This window comes from Alkaliphilus hydrothermalis, from assembly GCF_016908555.1.
In the GTDB taxonomy this organism is placed as follows: Bacteria; Bacillota; Clostridia; order Peptostreptococcales; family Natronincolaceae; genus Alkaliphilus; species Alkaliphilus hydrothermalis.
Genome location: NZ_JAFBEE010000018.1, coordinates 1 through 21,848, shown reverse-complemented (window position 1 = coordinate 21,848; position 21,848 = coordinate 1). Strand labels below are relative to the sequence as shown.

The following is a 21,848-nucleotide window of genomic DNA, read 5'->3' as shown; positions in this document are numbered from 1 at the left end:
TATATGGAAAATAAAACATTAGAAACAGTTTATAGAATTGTTGAGGGGATCGATGATAAGTTAGGGGAAGATATCGCAGTATTAAAGCTCAGTGAGATTTCCTCCATCTGTGATTACTTTATAATCGCCAGTGCGACCTCCCTTAGACAAGTCAAATCCATTGCTGATGAAATCGAAGACCGTATGGAAATGCTTGATATGAAGCTTAGAAATAAAGAAGGGCATCAGACTGGTAACTGGATTCTACTAGATTATGGAGATATTGTTGTACACCTTTTCTTTGAAGAAGATCGAGGATTCTACAACCTTGAAAAAATTTGGAAGGATGCTGAAATAATTGATGTTGACAATGTTATAAAGAATAATATATAATGAAGTAATAATTAGATACATATATAAAAACAATTTTTAGAGGGTTTTTATTGTCTATACAATTTAAAAGCTTTAAAGTGGAAGGAGTAGTAAACACTCTTAGCTTTTTTAGAGAGTCGGTGGTGGGTGCAAACCGATAGGGCTAACTGTTGAACTTGCCTTTATGAAACACTTATAGGAGGGGTTCCTATATCAACCGTGAAAGAGGACTTTCTGTCAATTAGGGTGGTACCGCGGGTTTTTACTCGTCCCTAAATGACTAGAGAGTTTTTTATTTTATAGAAAAAATTGGAGGATGAAAGCAATGTCAAATTATCAGTTTAAAGAGATTGAAGCTAAATGGCAAAATCACTGGCAAGCAAATGATGCCTTTAAGACAGTAGAAAACGATCAACCAAAATATTATGTTTTAGAAATGTTCCCTTATCCATCTGGTAAAATTCATATGGGACATGTTAGAAACTACTCTATAGGTGATGTAGTGGCTCGTTTTAAAAAAATGCAGGGCTTTAATGTTCTACATCCAATGGGTTGGGATGCCTTTGGTTTACCGGCTGAAAATGCTGCCATCAAGCATGGGATCCACCCTGACAAATGGACTAGAGAAAACATCCTAGAAATGAAGGAGCAACTAAGCGTACTTGGATTAAGCTATGATTGGGACAGAGAAGTGGCTACATGCTTCCCAGATTACTACAAGTGGACCCAATGGCTTTTTCTACAATTCTATAAAAAAGGATTAGCCTACAAAAAAGAATCAAGAGTAAACTGGTGTCCAGATTGTGAGACAGTACTTGCAAATGAACAGGTTGTAGGTGGACACTGTGAAAGATGTGATAGCAAGGTTGGAAAAAAGCTGTTAAACCAATGGTATTTCAAAATCACCGACTATGCAGAAGATTTACTCCAGGACATTGAAAAGCTAGATGGATGGCCAGACAAGGTTAAAATCATGCAAAAAAATTGGATTGGTAAAAGTGAAGGGGCAGAGATTGACTTCCCTATCGAAAATACCGACAAGAAGCTGAAGGTGTTTACAACTAGACCAGATACCATCTATGGAGCAACCTATATGGTATTGGCACCAGAGCATCCTTATGTAGCTGAAATGGTGGCAGGAACAGAGTATGAGGCCCCTGTAAACGCCCTAATTGAAAAGCTACAACATCTATCAGATATTGAAAGAACTTCAACTGAAATGGAAAAGGAAGGTCTTTTCATAGGTCAATACTGTATCAATCCTGTTTCTGGTGAAAGAGTACCAATCTATATCGCCAACTATGTATTGATAGACTATGGAACTGGTGCCATCATGGCAGTACCAGCCCACGACCAAAGAGACTTTGACTTTGCTAAGAAATATGATATTAAGATTCTACCAGTTATCAAGCCTGCTGACCTAGAAGGAGAAATGACACTGGAAAATGAAGCCTATGATGGTGACGGAATCATGATCAACTCTCAAGAGTTTGACGGATTGAACAACCAAGAGGCCTATGGGAAAATAGCTGGGAAGATAGAAGAGTCTGGTGCAGGTCAAAAGACCATTAGCTATCGTCTAAGGGACTGGTTGCTTTCAAGACAAAGATACTGGGGTACTCCTATTCCGATTATCTACTGTGATGATTGTGGAGCAGTACCAGTTAAGGATGAGGACCTTCCATTAGAGCTACCAACAGATATAGAATTTACTGGAAGAGGTCTTTCTCCACTGACAACCAGTAAGTCCTTTATGGAGGCACCATGTCCAGAGTGTGGTAAAATGGGTAAGAGGGAAACAGATACAATGGATACCTTCGTAGATTCATCTTGGTATTTCTTAAGATATGCTGATCCTAAAAATACAGAGGCACCTTTTAATCGGGAGTCTGGTAACTACTGGTTGCCTGTTGACCAATATATCGGTGGGGTAGAACATGCGATTCTTCACCTGCTTTATGCAAGATTCTTTACTAAGGTAATCAAAGACTTAGAATTAATTGATGTGGATGAGCCTTTTAAAAATCTTCTTACTCAAGGTATGGTATTGAAGGATGGGGCTAAGATGTCTAAGTCTAAGGGGAATGTTGTCAGCCCAGAGGAAATCATCAGCAAGTACGGTGCTGATACAGCTAGACTATTCGTTCTTTTCGCTGCTCCACCAGAAAGAGATTTAGAATGGAATGATCAAGGGGTGGAAGGTTGTTTCCGTTTCTTAAATCGTGTATGGAGATTGGCTATTGAAGCCCATGAAAATAAGATGTTTGATAATGTAGTGACGACTACATCTAAAGAAGATAAGAACTTAAAATATATGATTCACAATACTATCAAGAGGGTAACAGACGATGTAGAGGGACGATTCAACTTCAATACAGCCATCAGTGCCATTATGGAGTTGGTAAATGATCTTTATAAATACAAGGAAAACAATAAGGACGCCATCAATGGTGAATTATATAAAGAAGGTATCTCAAATCTTATCGTATTATTAGCTCCTTTTGCTCCCCATATGACAGAAGAGCTTTGGGCGATGATCATGGGTGAAGGTAGTGTTCATGAATTAAGCTGGCCTCAATACGATCCAAAGGCGATTGTAAAGGATGAAATCGAGGTAGTCATTCAGATCAATGGTAAGGTAAAGGATAAGATGGTGATTCCTGCTGATATCTCTAAGGCAGACCTAGAAAAACTAGCAATGGAAAATGAGAAGATTCAGGGGCTTATTGGTGGAGCAACAGTGGTGAAGATCATTGCAGTTCCTAAGAAGTTGGTAAATATAGTAGTGAAGTAGTGATATATAGGGGGGGTAAAATGACTAAAGCTTTGCATCCGATTTTAAAAGGTATGATCCCTATGGTGGAGGGGCTTGCTAAGACCTTCGGGAAAAATTGTGAAGTGGTATTGCATGAGATTAAAGAATCTAAAAAATCCATTGTTGCCATTTGCAATGGTCATGTGACAGGTAGGTCCGTTGGAAGCCCTATGCTGGATGTGGGATTAAAGGCTATTCGTAAAGGAAATGAAGCTGACAATATATTAAATTACAAAAATAAAAGCTCCGATGGAAGAGTCTTAAAATCCACCACAATGTTCATTCGGGACGAAAATGATCAGATTATCGGCTGTCTCTGCATCAATATTGACATATCAGAGTTTGTCGTTGCTCAGAAATCTCTGGAGGAGCTTATTCAAACGGATTCAAAGGTTGAAATGAATAACGGAGAATTTGCGACAAATAATGTAAATGATGTATTAATGAATATTGTAGCTGAAACTTTGGAAACCTACGGTAAGCCAGTTGCTTACATGAATAAGGAGGAAAAGGTCAATATTGTGAAGAAGTTAGATGAACAAGGGGCCTTTTTAATCAAGGGAGCAATAGATTATGTTGCTAAGATTCTGTGTGTTTCCCGATATACCATCTATAATTATTTAGATGAAATAAGAGTAAACGGATAATAGGAGGAGATTATTAATGAGAGAAACAATCAACACTAAAAATGCACCAGCAGCTATTGGACCCTATTCCCAAGCTGTAAAGGCAGGAAACACTTTATATATTTCTGGTCAAATTCCATTTGTGCCAGAAACAATGGAGCTAGTTTCCCAAGACATTAAAGATCAAACGAAACAATGTCTAGAGAATGTGAAAGCCATCCTGCAAGAAGCTGGCATGACATTAGACAATGTTGTTAAGGTTGGCATCTTCATCAAGGATATGAATGAGTTTGGAGCCATCAATGAGGTATACGCTAATTACTTTACTAACAACAAGCCAGCTAGAGCTTGTGTTGAGGTTGCAAGACTTCCTAGAGATGTTAGGATTGAGATTGAAGCTATTGCGGTAATGGATTAGTGGGGAAAGAAATATAAATACCAGATGATGTATGGTTTAAGATATAGAAACCACTCCTGCGGAGTGGTTTCTTTAATTAGAAAAGTTAATTATTTTATCCAAGTTGAGAAATTAGGCAAAGAACTTCAATAATCGGAAACTACGTATTTACAGTCCATTTCTTATTTTTCTTAATCAATGACAACCCAAACAAAATGACGGGAATGATTAATTGAAAGGGTATAGAATAGATAGTCCAATATTTTACACTCCATGTAAAGGCTTCTGGATAGCTTTCATGAACCCAGAAGGACAAACTGGCAACAAAGGCAACCACTGGTAAAACCAACGGCTTATAGTCGTCTAGCCCAAATATTTGAGCAATCCCCACCAGAGCTGCGAAAATGCAAAGAAGAGCTTGAAAACCAGAGCTGATCAAGAGGTTGGCTGATACAATTGGCTCAAGTACAGCCTGAGGAATCATAGAGACACTCATGTAGGTGGGGAAGAGATGTCGGGACATGATATCAGGCCCTAGTATTAACAAATCCTTCAATAGATTCAATAATAGAAGCAATCCTGCGATAAATACAGCAAGATTAGAGATTTTTAAAAGATCCTTCTGCTTTTTTAAGCAGGGAAAAATCATCAATAGAAGAACTGTTTCTCCAAAGGGGAAGGCTGTTAAGTGGAGGCCTCCCTTTAAAATTGGTTTAAATCCAAATTCTAAAAAAGGTAGCAAATGTCCTAGGTCAAATAAAGGTATACTCAATAAAATCGTTAAGAGAAGTGTAGCAACTAAAAAAATCATTGACATTTGGTTCACCCTGATACAAACCTCTAGCCCCTTCCTTAGGCCGTAGAAAATTGGGATAAGAACGCTAATGACAATAAAGACAGTTGGGGTCTCAGTATAATTTACCGATACCATAAATTCTGAAAAGCTATGGAGGATTAAAGAAGCGATATGGAGACCATACCAAACATAGAGGAGTCCAATAATGCTACCTAAGTACTCTCCAAAGTGACTTTTTAATACATCTATTAGTGTCATGTTGGGGTTCAATAGTGCTATCCCTGCATATAGGCTGATTAAAAGAAATCCCCCTCCCCACCCAATCACATGGGCAAGCCATGCGTCCTGTTGTGCCGATAGAACTGGAGAGAATATGGCAACGCTTCCAAAGATAAAAGCAACTATTGCTAGACATAGTTGATAGGAGGATAGCTGTTGATTTTTTATCATATAACTAACTACACCTCACTTTACAAAAGTATCTATAATTTTTGCGATAAGATTTGATGGGCTAAGGGGCTGCTTATCTAAAATTTGCAGTAGGCTCAAGGTAAAGCCCAATAATGAAATAGTTAGATAAAGAATAATTACTTTTTTTATTTTATTGGACTTTATGATGAGGGGAATATCAAAAATCATCATTAATATATAGCCAATAGTTAATCCTATAATCAAAACAACCCCTCCTTTATTGGATTTCCAATGGTTTGCTAGTTAATCCTGTACGAAGGATTTCAAAAACAACGTTAATTTCTACTGGAATAGAAGGGAACAACTCTTCCCAATCTGCTTCTATTTTCTTCCATACCGATAACTCATCCCTTCTAATAGCCTCACCAAATCCTAAAATATCGCTTTCTAACTCTTTTTGTGCCACCATCACTGTATCATTAATCTTTGCCTTAATGGCTTCCTCGCATTTTGTCTCCAGTACCTCTAACATGTCAGGGTTAGCTAGGTCGATGTCTATCTGCTGTCCTGCTAGGGCACCCCTTGCTTTTACATTTATAGTAATCTTGATTTCTTCACCATCCAACTCCATTTTAATTGTATTTAGACCTCTTATCCTTTCAATAGTAACGTATGCATCCTTTCTATTGGGGGCAGGAACATTAATTATACCACTCTTAATTTTATTGTTTATATAGTGAAGCCCATTAGTTTGCTCTGGAGTAAGCCACCCGATTAATTTGTCTCCTTTGAAGGCGGCAGCGCCTTCTATTTTTAAGTCTAATACGTTTAAATTGGATGTATCAACGTCCTTGATGCATTCTGTTGCACCAACAGTAAGTTGATGGCCCTTTTTGTTGAGCTGCTGTAAAAATTCAATTAATTGTACCCGTTGAATGACGGGGTTTCCCTAAAAGTTTTCAAGTATATCCTTTATGTGAACAATTGGCACAGGTTCCAGCTCACTGGAGGCATGTAGAATTGTTTTAGCTGTAGCTCCTTTAGCAATTAACACAAGGGGAGTTAGTTTGATTTCAGGATCCCTCTCAAATACATCAATAATATCTTTAATACCATTTTGTGCCATGTTATCTCCAATAACGATTAATTGATTATGTCCAAAAAAAGGTTTTCTATTTAAGGACTTTAGTTGATTTCTAACAGCTTCGAAAACAGATTTTCCTTTGGTGGAATAAACCCATACTGCGTTTTGGGATGTTCCATTTTCACTGGACTTAGAAGCAGCATCGGTTTTTACGATTTGAAGGGTGATTTCAATCATATCGTCTGGCAATCGATCTACACCTACTGCAGCCACCAGCGATCTTTTTTCAATGTCTTGATCCTGCCAGCAGCCTGTAGTGGCCACGATACATATTAAAATAGGCAGTACTAAAGTTAATCCTTTGCAAATTTTCCCCATATCTAATCCTCTTTCTTTATGATTTGTTCAGACATTCTAGGATTGTCTTCCTTGTGGTCAAAATTGAAGGCCTCTGGTCGGGTAATCATCATCCAAAGGGGGGTTCGTATAATGGAATCCTTTAGATCTTTTATGTCGGTTGGTGCTAGCACAGACAAGTAGGGTACTCCAAAGGAACGGATGGAGGATAGGTGAATCATGAGCACAAAAAGAACGATCAATATCCCTAGATAACCCAGTTGATGGGCACCTAGAAGAAAAAATATACGAAGCATAGGCAGAACATCCCCCAGTGAGGGGATAATAAAACTACAAATACCTGTCAAGGCAATGACAATAACCATAATAGGACTAACAATACCTGCTGTAACAGCGGCTTCTCCGATAACTAATGCCCCGACAATACTTGCAGTCTGACCTACGGGTCTAGGCATTCTGACTCCAGACTCCCTTAAAAATTCAAACACAATCACCATAAAAAGCCCTTCGATTAAAGGTGAAAAGGGTACACCCTCCCTTGCTGCTGATACAGAAATCAGTAGATCAAAGGGGATGACTGTTAAATGATGCAAAATAGTGGCCACATAAATGGCAGGTAAAAATATTGTAGTCAAAAAAGCCAGTAATCTTAATATACGATTAAATGAACCAAAAAAACTTCTAGTATAGTAATCTTCACTGGATTGGAGAGACTCAATAAACAGATTGGGGACTGTTAAGACAAAGGGAGTACCGTCACAGAGGATGGCTACTCTACCCTCTAATATTTTAGCTGCCACCTTATCGGGCTTTTCACTATTCCCTACAGTTGCAAATAATGAAAGGGGGGCATCTTCAATAAATTGTTCAATATATCCAGACTCTAAAATAGCATCTATCTTAATCTTCGAGAGTCTTCGCTTTACTGTCTTGATTACTTCCACTGGGGCAATCCCCTCTATATAACAAATAGATACATTCGTATTTGTTCTTTCACCCAAATTAAAGGATTCAAACTTTAGCTTTGAATTTTTTATTTTTCTTCTTAGCAACACAATGTTGGTGCCTATGGACTCCACAAAACCTTCACGGGGACCCCGTATAACCGATTCGGTATTGGGTTCAATAACGTTTCTTGTTTCCCATTCTTGTGTTTCGATTTTTAATGCTCTACTTTGACCATCTATGTATATAAGCGTATAGCCACATAAAATATGATGTAGGCTTTGATTAAAATCTTCAACCTCTTCAACACTGGAGTTGGTAATCAAATTTTTACTGAGAAGGCTAATTATATCCTGTTTCCTGACTTTTCTATCGTTATATTCTAAGGTTGTATTCAACATAATTGGTTTTAAAATCTCTTCGTTTATGATTTGCTTATTTACTAAACCATTTATGTAGGCAATATGTATTTTAAGGGGGACATCGCCAGCTAATTCCACTTCCCTCAAGACAAAGTCGCTACATAGGGAGAAGGCCTCCTCTAATTTCTCTAAAAGCTTTGTGATGGAGGTTGGAATGGGTGTGGTCTCAACGGTCATACTAGGAGTGTTATCCTTCTGAGTTTGATCGTTAAGAACCTTTAATCGCATATATTGTAGAATCTTACTGGCTTTGCCAAACATTGTCTGCCTCCATTCTATTAGGATAGTTAGATATAGTTTGTTCATTTTACTATTAAATATTATAGAAATTAACTTCTAGTCCAAAATATTACTTTTTATAGAATGTTCTAAAAAATAGGATTTATTTATTTAAACCAGTAGAACCCAAAATTTTAAGCAAATACTACTTGTTGTTAATGTAGAGAAGTATTATAATAGTTACATATTTAGTTAATTAACTAAATTCATGCTTTTAAAATACTAAATAATTTGATTCAATCAACTTACTTATATAATCATGAAATGGAGGAGCTTAATGAGTAAAGTTTTCAAGGCCTTAAGTGATGAAACCCGCCGATCTATTCTAAAATTACTCAAGGAAGGGGATATGAGTGCTGGGGAAATCTCAGACCAATTTGATATGTCAAAACCATCTATTTCAAAACATTTAGAAATTTTAAGGGATGCAGCGCTGATTACATCCGAAAGAAAGGGGCAGTTCGTCATCTATTCCATCAATATTTCTGTTTTAAGGATGTCATCGGGAACTTCTTAGATTTCTTCAATAAAAAATAGTAGGAGGTGTATTTACTCACTATGGTTTATTTACAGAAAAACTAAGGCTTAGAACTGAAGAAATCGTATTTTGGCTTCAATGAAAAACATATTAATATAAAGTATAAAAGGGGAGGAGATTTTTATGGTAAGTAATGCTTCAATTGTAGCTATGGTGGTTTCTTTAATGATTGCGTTTCTTTTGCCGATAGGGTTGTGTATCTATATGTGTAAGGCAAGAAGGGCATCTGTGAAATCATTTTTTATTGGAGGGTTAATATTTTTCTTTTTTCAAGGAGTGACGAGAATTCCTCTACTGCAAATGTTTTCAAAGACAGATGGCTACGAGTTAATCGCTTCAAATGTTTGGGTATTGGCAATTTTCCTAGGATTATCTGCTGCTTTATTTGAAGAATTTGGTAGGTTGTTTGGATTTAGATTTCTTTTAAAGGATCGTCTTGATTGGAAAAATGGAGTTACCTTTGGTATTGGTCACGGAGGTGTAGAGGCGATACTACTGGTGGGATTGACTAATATTAATAATATTATTTACAGTCTAATGATCAATGCAGGTAGTTATGATAATACCATTGGGGCAGCACTGCCAGAGGGAATGGGGGAAACCATCAAGGAGCAACTGATTAATATCTCCCCAGTTATGTTCCTGACAGGAGGTATTGAAAGAATCTTTGTCATCAGCCTTCATATCGCCTTATCTTTATTGGTGATTCAGACCGTGATTAAAAAGGATTATAAATATCTACTTTATGCCATCTTGATTCATACTGGAGTCAATGCAGCAGTTATTGTGATGGTGGATTGGGGTTGGAGTCTATGGATTGTGGAAGGATTATTAGCAGTGGTGGGAGTGTTGGCTTTGGTATATACGATTAAAGTAAAAGACAGATTTGATGATTTGCCAAAGGATATTGATACAATTGATGACTTGCCAGATATGAAATAAATAACAAGTATAAAGAAAGACTGCCACAAAAAAGGCAGTCTTTCTAAGCTATTGGAAATAAAGGCAACTCCTGCTATAATAGATATTACATAATATTAATTAAATAGAGGTGAAGGGTCATGAATCGTATCGCATTAAAGATAAAGGAAGCAAGACAAAAGGCAAAATTGTCTGAAAAGGACCTGGCAAAAAAATGTGGCTTAACAGCAAACTATATTATTCAAATAGAGTCTGGTAAAAAGGTAATCAATGAAAAGGCAGCTGAGAAGATTCTAAAGGCATTGGGAGAAAAGGCTGAGATTGTAAATCAGTTGGAAGTACCAGAAGAAAAATCCGAAAGAGTAAAGGAAGACAAGCCTAAAGTGGAAAAAAGAGAAGTTTTCCAGCCAGTTGAGCCTACGGAGCAATGGTCAGATGCTTTGGCAAACATTATCAAAAAGTTCCCTATTTATGATATGAGTAGCAACAAAATAGTCGCCCACAAGGAGCTACCTGTCTTAAGTAAGAAAATTGATGGCTACCATTGGGAAAAATTGGTGTTCTATCAAGTAAGCGATAATCAGATGGAGTCTCTACGTATCAAAAAGAATGACGTGGCTATGATTTGTATGACTAATGAAATACATAATAATAGTATTTACTTGTTTGAAATGAATCAAAAGAGAATGCTACGCATGCTAAGAAAAGAAGCAAGTAAAAAAGTAACGATCTGGACTGGTGTAAAAGGTGAAGAACCTATAATGACTGATTTGAATAAAATTAGGTTAATCGGTAAATGTGTCAAGGTGGAGTTTGAATTATAGAGGAGGTAAAATCTATGGTTAAGGTAATTATGTTTACCAGTAAATCGTGACCCCATTGTCGTCCTGCGAAAGAGTTTCTTTCGAAGAGTGGTATTCTTTATGAAGAAAAAGATATCAATGCAGACCATATGGCTAGGGTGGAGTTTTCCCGTAGACAGATTCGGGGAGTACCAGCCTTCTTAATTGGTGACGAAGTGGTGGTGGGTTTGGATACTCAGAGAATTTATGCGCTATTGGACTATACCATCATGGGCTGTAAGGAATGTGGTACGAGGATGAGGGTGCCTAAAAATAAAGGGAAGATTAAAATTACTTGCCCAAACTGTAGTGATAAAACCGTCTTGACTACATAAGAAATAATTAATAGAACCATTACATTTTAAAGTTAGACTAAGCAATCTAAAAAACTGATCAAACTAATCTACTGTTGAACCAATGGAGGCTTGAAGGCGATTCCATCAATGTTTAAGCAGTAGTTTTTTTACGTTATAGGCTCATATAGGGGATATATAACACGCTCTTATCTCCATATTTTTACTGTTTAGCCTTTATACTTATCAGGAAATAGTGATATAATAGAATATTAGAGAGACAGAAATAACCGATAAAAGAGGGATAAAGTATGTTTAATGTGGATGAAGAATTGCAATGGGAGAAAGACACCGCCAGACATATCTACAAAAGAGGCGAAGATTACTTTAGAGGGGGGCGAGTCAAGAGCTTAAGGTTTGATGCGGTTAGTAACCAGTTTATAGGGGTTGTAATTGGAAGCAAAAGCTATCAGGTTTCCGTGGATTTTGATGAAGAACGAGATTTTCTTGATGCTAGATGTACCTGCCCTGCCTATGGAGGATATAGATCCTACTGCAAGCATATTGTTGCTATGCTCCTCACCATAAAAAAAATGCATAAATCTAAAACACCAGAGGTAAAGGAAAAGCCAAAACAAGGAAAAATGATTAATATAACTGATCATATAAATTCAAGCACAAAACTGAATGCTAGAGCCCATGATCGGGCAATTGTCGAGGTGATTGATTACTTCAACAGTGAAGCTGAGAAATTCATATCTCTAGAATTGGGGGTTGATTGCATTTTGGAGGTGGACCCCTTTGATAAATACAGCCCTTGGACCGTTAATTTTGCCCTTAGGGTTGGGGAAACTAAGCTGTATCGGGTGAGACATATAAAGGATTTTATTGATGCCATCGGGGCAAAGAGAAAAATAATGTTCGGGAAGAATTTCACCTTCGACCCCGTTATTAATCAGTTTACAGAAGAAGACGTTAGTATTCTCAGTTTTCTACAAGAATTAAGGGAATATGAAGTAGTAGCAGCAGAGGATCTATTTAATACAAAGGACTCTTTATTTAAAGGAAAACACGTAACTTTGCCTCCTGTGGGAACAAAGCGAATGCTTAAAATGATGAAGGGGCGAACTATAAATGTAGAGATCAATGGAGAGAAGTATGATGGCGTACCCATTGTTGAAGAGTCTTTACCGCTGAAGATTTTATTGGAAAAAGACCAAGAGGAGCTAAAGCTTAGATTTACAGGGGGTGACCTATTGTTCCCCATCACACCTGATGGAGAATATTTTTTTGCCGGGGATAGAATCATCAAAGTTCCCCATCAGGAACAACAATTCATTAGTCCTCTATTAAAGGCCATCACACAGCAGGATGGGAAGGGATTGTTAATCCCCCAATATCTGCAACCTTCCTTCTTTAGAAATGTTTTTCCCAATATCCTAAAAACTGGCAAGGTTGAAATGAGCAAAGAGATGGAGGAAATTATAGAAAATGAAGAATTAGTCCCGAAGGTTTACTTAGATACCAATGGTAAAAATGTCAAGGTGAAGATTGTTTTTAATTATGGAAAATATGAAATTAATCCTTTCGATAAAGAGCAGAATATCAATTCAAGTTATAAGATTCTGATAAGGGATACAAGAACTGAGGAAAAAATCCTTAACTTCTTTGAAGAACTGGATTTCAAGGTAAAAAAATCTGAAGTATATCTTGAGGATGATGAACAAATCTATCATTTAGTACGGAATCGAATCAATGATTTAAATCAACTGGCAGAGGTTTATTATTCGGAGGCTTTTAAGAAACTAAAGATTCGGGAGAGTATTACCATGATGGGGCGGATTCGTTTAAGGGAGGATGATCTTCTAGAAATCACCTTTGAAATGGAGGATATCTCAAAAGAAGAGGTGGCGGCAGTCCTACAGGCATTGGAGAAGAAGAAGAAATATTATCGACTAAAGGATGGCACAATCCTGCAACTGGATGCCCAAGCCAACCTACCTATAAGGGAGATCCTTCATCAATTATCCCTACAGGAGGGGGATTTTGAAGATGGTGCCATCAAGATTCCAAAGTATCGAGGTATGCTGTTGGAGGAAATGATAGAAGAGGAGGGCTTTATTAAAAAGGATGAGTCCTTTGAAGGATATATTCAAAAGATTAAGAACCCAGAATCTTGTAATTTTGAAATCCCCCATACCCTAGAACCTTTGATGAGGGGATATCAGAAAAAAGGATTCCATTGGATAAAGACCCTATCCACTTTGGGATTGGGGGGGATTCTAGCCGACGATATGGGTCTAGGAAAGACCCTACAAATGATTAGTGCCATCCTAGCAGATAAGCAGGAGGGGGTAAAAACTCCTTCATTAGTCGTGGTGCCTTCATCCCTATTGACCAACTGGCAGGAGGAAGTGATAAAATTCGCCCCAGAATTAAAAACTTTAGTGATTAGTGGTACACCAACAGAAAGGGAAAGATTAATCCCAATTGTTGAAGATTATGATCTGATTATTACCTCCTATCCATTAATACAAAAGGATGTGGAGAAATATCAATCCTTTAGCTTTAACTATTATATATTGGACGAAGCACAACATATCAAGAATCCCACCTCAAAAAACGCTAGGGCAGTAAAGGCTATTAAATCAAAAAACAGATTTGCCTTAACAGGAACCCCTATTGAGAACAGCCTGACGGAGTTGTGGTCTATCTTTGACTTCATCCTGCCAAAGTACCTTGGGGGATATAATCAATTCAGAGACATCTTTGAAAAGCCCATTATCAAAGACCAAGATCCAAAGGCCTATGGAAATCTAACTAAGTACGTAAAACCCTTTATTTTAAGAAGAATGAAGACGGAAGTATTACAGGAGCTACCTCCAAAAATCATGCAAACCTTCTATGCCGACTTGACCCAAGATCAGAAAAAGGTCTACTTGGCTACCCTTTCAAAAATAAGGGGAGAAATAGAGGAAGAACTGAACACTAGTGGATTACAAAAGAGTCACATCAAGATACTGGCAGGGCTTACCCGTTTAAGACAAATTTGTTGTCATCCAGCCCTATTCCTTGAAAATTATACAAAGGACAGTGGGAAATTTGATCTCTTAGGGGAAATCCTACAGGAGGGTCTAGAGGATGGACATAGGATACTGATTTTCTCCCAGTTTACTGGAATGTTAAAGATGATTAGTAGCTATCTTGATAAGGAGAAGATTCATCATAAGTATCTAGATGGCTCCACCGATGTAAGAGAACGGGGACAAATCATCAAGGAATTTAATGAAGGAGATGGAAAAATATTTCTAATTTCCCTAAAGGCAGGGGGAACAGGACTAAATCTAACCTCCGCCGATATGGTCATCCACTACGACCCATGGTGGAATCCAGCAGTAGAGGAGCAAGCCACCGATAGAGCCTACCGTATTGGACAAGAGAAGGTGGTCCATGTCATCAAAATGATTACAAAAGGAACGATAGAAGAAAAGATCATCGCCCTACAGGAAAAGAAAAAACAACTGATAGATGCGGTGATTCAACCGGGGGAGACGTTAATCTCGAAACTCACGGAGCAGGAAATACGTCAAATATTCGACCTCTAGGCTGTTGAATGCCTCATCTCCTTCGTCACTGGCGAAACCCCAGTATTCTCCCGTACTGTTTATGCGGGACGATGGCTGGGGTTTCTTTTTGCTTGAATTCTTATTTTTTTTATTGATTAATGCATAAATACCTTGTCTATACTAGACAATATACTAGATATCCCAATGGATAAGCTGGATAAAAGTATAGAAAGGAAGAGGAATATGGAGCAGGAAACCTTAATCCTACAGGAACCAAATGAACAAGAGAAGAAATTGCCGAATGAAAAATACGAAAAACTAAAGAAGTATATTGACGAGCTTCCTGAAAAAGAAGGTACTTTAATTCAAGTACTTCATAAAGCTCAGGAAATATTTGGATATTTACCTAGGGATGTACAGCTTTTTGTGGCTAGGGCATTGGGGGTAAGTGGTGCAAAGGTATATGGGGTTGTCAGCTTTTACAACTATTTCAATGATAAGCCCCGTGGAGAGTATCTAATCAATGTTTGTACTGGAACTGCTTGTTTTGTTAAAGGTTGCGGACCTTTATTGGAGTCATTATCTGAAAAACTAGGGGTAGGCTCTGGACAAACCACTGAAGATGGTAAGTTTACCTTAAATGGTGTTCGATGTATTGGTGCCTGTGGTCTAGCCCCTGTCATCATTGTTGATGATCAAGTGTATGGTAGGGTAAAGCTAGAAGAGATTGACAAAATTATAGCTAAGTATAGATAAATATGGGGGTGATTAAGTGAAGTCTTTAGAGGAATTAAAAGCCATTAGAGAAAGAGCAAGCAAGAAAATTAATCTTAGGGGTGGCGGCGAAGGAGAAGAAACTAAAATCCTAGTTGGCATGGGAACCTGTGGCATCAGTGCTGGGGCAAGGGAGACCTTAACGGCTTTAATTGAGGAAGTAGGTAACAAGGAACTAAAGAATGTCTATGTTTCTCAAGTTGGTTGCCAGGGAAATTGCTTCGCAGAACCAATTGTGCAGGTAAGTAGACCAAATGAAAAACCTGTTCTTTATGGAAAGGTGACTCCTGATAAGGTTAAGGAAATCATCGAAAAACACGTTATAAATGGTGAAGTAGTAAAGAACTTAGTTGTTGGAAGCGCCTTTCATTAAAACTGTAATCTGGAGGGAAAATTGTGAAAAATACTCGTTTACATATGTTGGTCTGTGGAGGCACAGGATGTGAATCCCAGGGCAGTGATAAATTAGTTAATGCGTTAAACCTTGTTTTAGACAAGTATGGATATAAGGAAGAAGTAACAGTAGTAAAAACAGGTTGCTTTGGCTTCTGTGAAAAGGGACCAATCGTAAAGGTACAGCCGGATGATATTTTCTATGTGGAAGTAAAGCCAAAGGATGCGAAAAGAATTGTAGAGGAGCATGTAATCAAGGGAAGAAAAGTAGAGGATCTTCTTTATGTAGAACCAAATGAAGAAGAAAAATTAGAAAAGCAACATGATATGCCCTTTTATAAAAAGCAACACAGAATCGCCCTTAGAAATTGTGGGCTGATCAATCCAGAGGATATTGAAGAATATATCGCAGTAGATGGTTACTTAGCCCTTGGAACATGCTTGACAGAAAAAACGCCTGAAGAGGTTATCGAACTTGTCAAGCAAAGTGGTCTTCGGGGTAGAGGGGGTGGCGGTTTCCCAACAGGTTTCAAATGGGAGCTAACCTACCGAAATAAAAATGACTTGAAGTTCATCATCTGTAATGCCGATGAGGGTGACCCAGGGGCCTTTATGGACCGTAGTATCCTTGAAGGTGACCCCCATAGTGTTCTTGAGGCAATGGCAATAGCTGGTTATGCCATTGGAGCTGAGAAGGGATATATCTACATCCGTGCCGAATATCCATTGGCAATTCATCGTCTAAATGTAGCAATCGATCAGGCTAGGGAATTAGGATTATTGGGAACTAACCTATTTGGTACAGATTTCAACTTTGATGTAGAGCTAAAGTATGGCGCTGGAGCCTTTGTTTGTGGAGAGGAAACAGCCTTAATCAACTCTGTTGAAGGGGGAAGAGGCGAGCCTAATGCAAAGCCACCATTCCCAGCAGAAAGTGGATTGTGGAACAAGCCTACATGTGTAAATAACGTAGAGACCTTTGCTAATGTACCACCGATTATCCTACAGGGACCTGAATGGTTTGGTAGTGTTGGAACGGAAAAGAGTAAAGGGACTAAGGTATTTGCCTTAGCAGGTAAGGTTAATAACGTAGGATTAGTTGAAGTACCTATGGGAATCAGCTTGAGGGATATTATTTTTGAAATCGGTGGTGGCATTAGAGGTGGTAAAAAGCTAAAGGCTGTTCAAACTGGAGGACCATCTGGTGGATGTATCCCAGAAAAAGATCTAGATATCCCCATTGATTATGATAGCTTAAAGTCCATTGGTTCCATGATGGGCTCAGGTGGAATGATTGTAATGGATGAGGATGACTGTATGGTGAATATTTCAAAGTTCTATCTTGAATTCACGGAGGAAGAATCCTGTGGCAAATGTACGCCTTGCCGTGTTGGGAACAAAAGACTCCATGAGATTTTAACGAAGATTACTAACGGCGACGGAACATTAGAGGATTTAGATAGATTAGTAAGCCTTGGTGAATATATTAAGGATAATTCTCTATGTGGTCTTGGACAGACATCTCCAAACCCTGTATTGAGTACTTTAAAATATTTTAGAGATGAATATATAGAGCATGTTGTTCATAAAAACTGTCCAGCAGGGGTTTGTAAAGGAATTAAGAGAAAGCAAAAAGAAATGAAGCAACAGGAATTAAAAGAGCAAAAACAGAAGGAGAAAGAAATACAACTACATTAGTAATATAGAAAAAAATCCTAATAAGGGGTGTAATTGTGAAGGAACAAGTTAAAGTAACGATTAATGGAAAAGAGGTAACTGTACCTCGAGAATATACAATCTTAAACGCGGCTGTTGAAGCAGGGGTAAGAATCCCAACCCTATGCCATTTGGATTTACATGATCTTAAGATGGTTAATAGAACAGCTTCCTGCCGTGTATGTATGGTGGAGGTGGAGGGGCGACCGAATCTTGCTCCTGCCTGTGCTACACCAATCAATGATGGAATGGTGATCCGTACTGATACATTAAGGGCGATCAAGGGAAGAAGAATGGCTGTGGAATTACTATTGTCCAATCATCCAACCGACTGTCTGATTTGTCCTAAAAATCTTCAATGTGAATTACAGGCTTTAGCCCACGAGTTAAATGTTAGAGAAATCAATTTCTCTGGAGCAATGAACGAGTTCCATATTGATAGCTCCAGCCAAGCCTTAGTAAAGTATCAAAGTAAATGTATTCTTTGTAGAAGATGTGAGACGGCTTGTAATGAGGTGCAGACCTGTGGAATCCTATCTGCCCTAAACAGAGGGTTTGAGACGGTGGTGGGTCCAGCCTTTAACCTACCAATGGTGGATACCTCCTGCACCTACTGTGGTCAGTGTGTTGCAGTTTGTCCAACTGCGGCCTTGACTGAGGTTAACCATGTGCCAAAGGTATGGGAAACTTTAAACAATCCTAAGAAATATGTAGTGGTACAAACTGCCCCAGCCATCAGGGTTGCTTTAGGGGAACTCTTCGGTATGGAGGCTGGAACCATTGTAACAGGTAAACTGGCGGCGGCATTAAGAAGATTAGGCTTTGATCAGGTTTTCGATACAGATTATGGTGCCGACGTTACCATTATTGAAGAAGCAAAGGAATTAATGAATAGATTGGAAAACAACGGAAGACTACCTATGTTGACCAGCTGTTGTCCTGCGTGGGTAAGCTTTATCGAGCATCAATTCCCAGATTTAGTAGATGTACCGTCTACTTGTAAGTCTCCCCACATTATGCTGGGAACCCTTACAAAGACATACTTTGCTGAGAAAAATAATATTGATCCTGCTGATATTGTGATGGTTTCCATCATGCCTTGTATCGCTAAGAAGGCAGAGGCAGCTAGAACAGAGTTGGCAATAGATGACCATGATAATGTAGACATTGTTATAACTACCCGTGAATTTGGAGCCATGTTGAAGGAAGCTGGTATTGATTTTGACAAATTACCCGATGAAGATTTTGACAATCCATTGGGAGAATCTACTGGAGCTTCCATCATCTTTGGTACAACTGGCGGAGTAATCGAGGCTGCTGTAAGAACTGTTCATGATTGGATGACGGGGGAAGATTTAGAAGATGTTGAATTCACAGCTTTAAGAGGTATCGAAGGGCTAAGGGAAGCTACTGTAGATATTAATGGTCAAGAAATTCGTATAGGAATTGCCAACGGTTTAGGTAATGCCCGTCAATTATTAGAGGAAGTAAGAAGTGGTGAATCTAAATATCATGCCATCGAAATTATGGCTTGTCCAGGGGGCTGTATCGGTGGAGGCGGTCAACCATATCATTATGGAAATGATGAGGTTGTGAAGAAACGTCAACAGGCTATTTACGAGGAAGACAGAAGAAAGACCGTTAGAAAGTCCCACCATAATAAGGAAGTTATGAAGATGTATGAAGATTATATGGGTGAGCCCTATGGGGAAAAGGCCCATCATTTGCTTCATACTAGTTATTCTCCTAAGGAAAGAATTTAGGTTGCTGATTGGTAGATAACATCTCATAAATGATATTGGGAATATAAGATTATATAGACAAAAGCCTACAAAATAAAAGATAAAGAGAAAACTACGGTGTTTAGATGCCGTAGTTTTCTTTTATAAGGTGCTTTTATAAATCATCATTACTATTACAAGAGTTAATATAATTATTGAAAATAGTGATCTTAGTTTAAGCCACTGTATTTCTTCTTCAATTAACTCAATGTCTTCATCCATAATGCTTTTCTTACCAAATAGGTCATAACTTTCTTCTGGATTGATATAACTGTAAATTAATAGACCGTATATAGGAATTAAAAATATGACTGATATAAATATTTCTGCTCCACTCAAAATGATCCCCCCTAAACTTTTGTATTTAGGATTTATCCTAGGTAAATAGCCTATGCCTTTGTCAAAAAACTAACTAGGCTAAGGAATTAATGGTATTAATATGAGAAAAAGGGTATTAATTCCACTGCAAATATAATTAACCTAGTTTTCCTCTTCATAATATATTATATTCGATACTAGTATGAGAAGTCCTTTAAAAAACATGAACCTGCCTAATTTGCTTTGTCCTAAATATTAACATTACGATGTAAATGTCAAATAAGCTATGTTATCAACTCCTAAGCACTCAATCTTTAAGGATTCCATATAAATTTCCTATATTAGACCAATAATACTTAAAGAAAAAATAATAGATAACCTGAAAAAAGGACTAGTAAATTCAACACAGTTTTGATACCATTATTTCTTAGATATATTTATAAATTGTTTGTATGAGATGGATTTTGTTAAATACTTATTAAATACCCTTTGATTTAGATTTTTTACATATATATTGAGTGGAATACTCGAAAGGAGTAGAATTTTTTATGCAGGATTTTAGTATTTTTGATATTGTAGGACCAAATATGATTGGCCCCTCCAGCTCCCATACGGCAGGGGCTTGTAAGTTGGGCTATGTAGCCTATAAACTGGCGAGGGGAGATGTGAAGGAGGTCGTCTTTAGACTTCATGGTTCCTTTGCCAAGACCTACAAGGGGCATGGTACTGATAAAGCCCTATTGGGGGGGATTTTAGGCTTTGAGGCTGATGATGAAAGAATCAGAAACTCCTTTCAACTGGCAAAGGAAAAGGGATTGATCTTTCGATTTGAAGAAGCTGACTTGGGGGAAGAACATCCTAATACAGTACGGATAGATATTGTGAAGGGGAATGATGTGAAGTTGACGGTATTAGGTTCATCTGTCGGGGGTGGCAATATTAAAATCACCGAGATTGATGGAGTAGAGTTGGAGTTCACTGGAGAGTACCCAACCCTCATTATCTCCCACAATGATACCCCAGGAGTAACAGGGAAAGTAACTTCCATCTTAGGACAATATGATGTGAATATTGCCTTTATGCAGGTGTATCGTGATAGTAAAGGAAAGAAAGCCTTTATGATTATCGAGACGGATAGCTCTATTGATACGGATTTATTGACCCATATCAGAGAGACGGATCAAATCGTGAATGCATTTTTAGTGACGATTAAATAACACGGAGGTAGACTATGCCATTTAATAACGGACAAGAATTAATAGAGAGTTGTAAAGAAAATAATCAAAAAATCCACGAAGTCATGCTGGCAAAAGAGGTGGAGGTTTCTGGTTTGACGGAGGAAGAGATAAAGGATAAGCTACGGGTGAGCTTGGATATCATGAAAAAGGCCATCGAGAGGGGACTTACGGAGGATATGAAGTCGGTGGGTGGACTAATCGGTGGTGATGCCAAGAAAATTAAGGAACGGAACGAAAGGGAAAAATCTGTTTGTGGTTCCTTAATGAGTAAGGCTATCAGTCGATCTATGGCTGTCTTAGAGGTGAATGCCGCCATGGGGAAAATCGTAGCTGCTCCAACTGCTGGCTCCAGTGGTATTTTACCCGCCACGCTTATTACAGTGGGGGAGGAATTTGACCTTGATGATGAAGTGTTGCTTCAAGGACTAATTACCGCCAGTGCAGTCGGTTTAATCATTTCAAAAAATGCCACTGTTGCAGGGGCAGAGGGAGGTTGCCAAGCCGAGACGGGTTCTGCGGCTGCTATGGCGGCGGCTGCGGTTGTTGAAATGATGGGAGGAAATCCAGAAATGGCCCTCCATGCTGCTTCGGCTTGTTTAAAGAATGTCCTAGGTCTGGTTTGTGACCCAATCGCAGGACTAGTGGAGGCCCCCTGTGAGAAAAGAAATGCCATCGGAGCGGCCAATGCTTTGATTTCCGCTGAAATGGCTCTTGCTGGTGTAAAGAGTATCATCCCCTTTGATGAAGTTGTCCAAGCCATGTATCGGGTTGGTCGAAGTCTACCCTTTGAATTGAGGGAAAGTGCCATAGGTGGTCTAGCAGGTACACCTACAGGGCAGAGGATTAAGAGGGAGATTTTGGGGGAGTAAGTCAGGGGGGACGTAAGTCAGGGGGGACGGTTCGTGCGCCAAGCAAAGGGCGCACCATATAGTGGGTGGGAACCCCGCTGAGAAAGATTTAGCAAATCACTCATAGCGAGTCTTGG

20 protein-coding genes and 1 pseudogene are annotated in these 21,848 nt (G+C 38.5%); 15 read left to right on the top strand and 6 right to left on the bottom strand.

Features of this window, described 5'->3' with window-relative positions; translation table 11 throughout:
• Nucleotides 1-3 precede the first annotated feature (3 nt).
• The 4 genes from rsfS (at nt 4) to JOC73_RS11680 (ending at nt 4,210) form a co-directional block, all read left to right on the top strand.
• On the top strand, nt 4-372 hold the full coding sequence (gene rsfS, locus JOC73_RS11695; protein WP_204403434.1) for a ribosome silencing factor: 369 nt from the start codon (nt 4-6) through the stop codon (nt 370-372).
• Between the two features lie 304 nt (nt 373-676).
• Nucleotides 677-3,145 carry a leucine--tRNA ligase gene (leuS, locus tag JOC73_RS11690; RefSeq protein ID WP_204403432.1) on the top strand — a complete coding sequence of 823 codons (2,469 nt, stop codon included), beginning with the start codon at nt 677-679 and terminating at the stop codon, nt 3,143-3,145.
• Between the two features lie 20 nt (nt 3,146-3,165).
• Complete coding sequence (locus tag JOC73_RS11685; RefSeq protein ID WP_204403429.1) at nt 3,166-3,813, top strand: helix-turn-helix transcriptional regulator; 648 nt, start codon at nt 3,166-3,168, stop codon at nt 3,811-3,813.
• A 16-nt stretch (nt 3,814-3,829) separates the two neighbouring features.
• Nucleotides 3,830-4,210 carry a RidA family protein gene (locus tag JOC73_RS11680; RefSeq protein ID WP_204403427.1) on the top strand — a complete coding sequence of 127 codons (381 nt, stop codon included), beginning with the start codon at nt 3,830-3,832 and terminating at the stop codon, nt 4,208-4,210.
• Nucleotides 4,211-4,349: 139 nt separating this feature from the next.
• On the opposite strand, the gene JOC73_RS11675 is transcribed toward JOC73_RS11680, so the two are convergent.
• From JOC73_RS11675 to JOC73_RS11655, 5 genes are all read right to left on the bottom strand, one after another.
• Nucleotides 4,350-5,435, bottom strand: a complete 1,086-nt coding sequence (locus tag JOC73_RS11675) for a GerAB/ArcD/ProY family transporter (protein ID WP_204403425.1) — start codon at nt 5,433-5,435, stop codon at nt 4,350-4,352.
• Nucleotides 5,436-5,450: 15 nt separating this feature from the next.
• Nucleotides 5,451-5,660, bottom strand: coding sequence for a hypothetical protein (locus JOC73_RS11670; RefSeq protein ID WP_204403423.1), 210 nt, complete (start codon nt 5,658-5,660; stop codon nt 5,451-5,453).
• Nucleotides 5,661-5,673: 13 nt separating this feature from the next.
• Nucleotides 5,674-6,207, bottom strand: coding sequence for a Ger(x)C family spore germination C-terminal domain-containing protein (locus JOC73_RS11665; RefSeq protein WP_330613181.1), 534 nt, complete (start codon nt 6,205-6,207; stop codon nt 5,674-5,676).
• Nucleotides 6,208-6,345: 138 nt separating this feature from the next.
• A complete protein-coding gene (locus JOC73_RS11660) occupies nt 6,346-6,858 on the bottom strand; it encodes a Ger(x)C family spore germination protein (RefSeq protein ID WP_204403420.1) in 513 nt (170 codons plus the stop codon).
• Between the two features lie 2 nt (nt 6,859-6,860).
• Entirely contained in the window at nt 6,861-8,465 is a 1,605-nt protein-coding gene (locus JOC73_RS11655; RefSeq protein WP_204403418.1) for a spore germination protein, read from the bottom strand.
• Between the two features lie 295 nt (nt 8,466-8,760).
• Here JOC73_RS11655 and JOC73_RS11650 point away from each other — a divergent pair, with 295 nt between their 5' ends.
• The 9 genes and pseudogenes from JOC73_RS11650 (at nt 8,761) to JOC73_RS11610 (ending at nt 19,289) form a co-directional block, all read left to right on the top strand.
• Nucleotides 8,761-9,000 (top strand): autorepressor SdpR family transcription factor, encoded by a 240-nt coding sequence (locus JOC73_RS11650; protein ID WP_204403416.1) that lies wholly within the window; start codon nt 8,761-8,763, stop codon nt 8,998-9,000.
• 144 nt (nt 9,001-9,144) lie between these two features.
• Nucleotides 9,145-9,963, top strand: coding sequence for a YhfC family intramembrane metalloprotease (locus tag JOC73_RS11645; protein WP_204403414.1), 819 nt, complete (start codon nt 9,145-9,147; stop codon nt 9,961-9,963).
• 119 nt (nt 9,964-10,082) lie between these two features.
• Nucleotides 10,083-10,766: a helix-turn-helix domain-containing protein gene (locus JOC73_RS11640; RefSeq protein ID WP_204403412.1), complete on the top strand. Its 684-nt coding sequence runs from the start codon at nt 10,083-10,085 to the stop codon at nt 10,764-10,766.
• Nucleotides 10,767-10,828: 62 nt separating this feature from the next.
• Nucleotides 10,829-11,119, top strand: a pseudogene (locus JOC73_RS11635) (glutaredoxin family protein); the annotation flags it as partial.
• A 269-nt stretch (nt 11,120-11,388) separates the two neighbouring features.
• On the top strand, nt 11,389-14,682 hold the full coding sequence (locus JOC73_RS11630) for a DEAD/DEAH box helicase (protein ID WP_204403408.1): 3,294 nt from the start codon (nt 11,389-11,391) through the stop codon (nt 14,680-14,682).
• Between the two features lie 204 nt (nt 14,683-14,886).
• Nucleotides 14,887-15,399 (top strand): NADH-quinone oxidoreductase subunit NuoE family protein, encoded by a 513-nt coding sequence (locus JOC73_RS11625; protein WP_204403406.1) that lies wholly within the window; start codon nt 14,887-14,889, stop codon nt 15,397-15,399.
• A 16-nt stretch (nt 15,400-15,415) separates the two neighbouring features.
• A complete protein-coding gene (locus tag JOC73_RS11620; RefSeq protein ID WP_204403403.1) occupies nt 15,416-15,790 on the top strand; it encodes a (2Fe-2S) ferredoxin domain-containing protein in 375 nt (124 codons plus the stop codon).
• 44 nt (nt 15,791-15,834) lie between these two features.
• A complete protein-coding gene (gene nuoF / locus JOC73_RS11615) occupies nt 15,835-17,508 on the top strand; it encodes an NADH-quinone oxidoreductase subunit NuoF (RefSeq protein ID WP_204403503.1) in 1,674 nt (557 codons plus the stop codon).
• Nucleotides 17,509-17,543: 35 nt separating this feature from the next.
• Complete coding sequence (locus JOC73_RS11610) at nt 17,544-19,289, top strand: NADH-dependent [FeFe] hydrogenase, group A6 (RefSeq protein WP_204403401.1); 1,746 nt, start codon at nt 17,544-17,546, stop codon at nt 19,287-19,289.
• Nucleotides 19,290-19,409: 120 nt separating this feature from the next.
• Here JOC73_RS11610 and JOC73_RS11605 read toward each other — a convergent pair whose 3' ends face one another.
• Nucleotides 19,410-19,646: a hypothetical protein gene (locus JOC73_RS11605; protein ID WP_204403399.1), complete on the bottom strand. Its 237-nt coding sequence runs from the start codon at nt 19,644-19,646 to the stop codon at nt 19,410-19,412.
• Nucleotides 19,647-20,173: 527 nt separating this feature from the next.
• Here JOC73_RS11605 and sdaAB point away from each other — a divergent pair.
• Both sdaAB and sdaAA read left to right on the top strand, forming a co-directional pair.
• Nucleotides 20,174-20,842 carry an L-serine ammonia-lyase, iron-sulfur-dependent subunit beta gene (gene sdaAB, locus JOC73_RS11600; protein WP_204403398.1) on the top strand — a complete coding sequence of 223 codons (669 nt, stop codon included), beginning with the start codon at nt 20,174-20,176 and terminating at the stop codon, nt 20,840-20,842.
• A gap of 14 nt (nt 20,843-20,856) precedes the next feature.
• A complete protein-coding gene (gene sdaAA, locus JOC73_RS11595) occupies nt 20,857-21,732 on the top strand; it encodes an L-serine ammonia-lyase, iron-sulfur-dependent, subunit alpha (RefSeq protein ID WP_204403397.1) in 876 nt (291 codons plus the stop codon).
• The last annotated feature ends 116 nt before the right edge of the window (nt 21,733-21,848 follow it).

Excerpts from the sequence above, each read along its gene's own strand:
- rsfS (WP_204403434.1), top strand. The coding sequence starts at position 4 with ATGGAAAATAAAACATTAGAAACAGTTTATAGAATTGTTGAGGGGATC.
- leuS (WP_204403432.1), top strand. The coding sequence starts at position 677 with ATGTCAAATTATCAGTTTAAAGAGATTGAAGCTAAATGGCAAAATCAC.
- JOC73_RS11685 (WP_204403429.1), top strand. The coding sequence starts at position 3,166 with ATGACTAAAGCTTTGCATCCGATTTTAAAAGGTATGATCCCTATGGTG.
- JOC73_RS11680 (WP_204403427.1), top strand. The coding sequence starts at position 3,830 with ATGAGAGAAACAATCAACACTAAAAATGCACCAGCAGCTATTGGACCC.
- JOC73_RS11675 (WP_204403425.1), bottom strand. The coding sequence starts at position 5,435 with ATGATAAAAAATCAACAGCTATCCTCCTATCAACTATGTCTAGCAATA.
- JOC73_RS11660 (WP_204403420.1), bottom strand. The coding sequence starts at position 6,858 with ATGGGGAAAATTTGCAAAGGATTAACTTTAGTACTGCCTATTTTAATA.
- JOC73_RS11655 (WP_204403418.1), bottom strand. The coding sequence starts at position 8,465 with ATGTTTGGCAAAGCCAGTAAGATTCTACAATATATGCGATTAAAGGTT.
- JOC73_RS11650 (WP_204403416.1), top strand. The coding sequence starts at position 8,761 with ATGAGTAAAGTTTTCAAGGCCTTAAGTGATGAAACCCGCCGATCTATT.
- JOC73_RS11645 (WP_204403414.1), top strand. The coding sequence starts at position 9,145 with ATGGTAAGTAATGCTTCAATTGTAGCTATGGTGGTTTCTTTAATGATT.
- JOC73_RS11640 (WP_204403412.1), top strand. The coding sequence starts at position 10,083 with ATGAATCGTATCGCATTAAAGATAAAGGAAGCAAGACAAAAGGCAAAA.
- JOC73_RS11630 (WP_204403408.1), top strand. The coding sequence starts at position 11,389 with ATGTTTAATGTGGATGAAGAATTGCAATGGGAGAAAGACACCGCCAGA.
- JOC73_RS11625 (WP_204403406.1), top strand. The coding sequence starts at position 14,887 with ATGGAGCAGGAAACCTTAATCCTACAGGAACCAAATGAACAAGAGAAG.
- nuoF (WP_204403503.1), top strand. The coding sequence starts at position 15,835 with ATGTTGGTCTGTGGAGGCACAGGATGTGAATCCCAGGGCAGTGATAAA.
- sdaAB (WP_204403398.1), top strand. The coding sequence starts at position 20,174 with ATGCAGGATTTTAGTATTTTTGATATTGTAGGACCAAATATGATTGGC.
- sdaAA (WP_204403397.1), top strand. The coding sequence starts at position 20,857 with ATGCCATTTAATAACGGACAAGAATTAATAGAGAGTTGTAAAGAAAAT.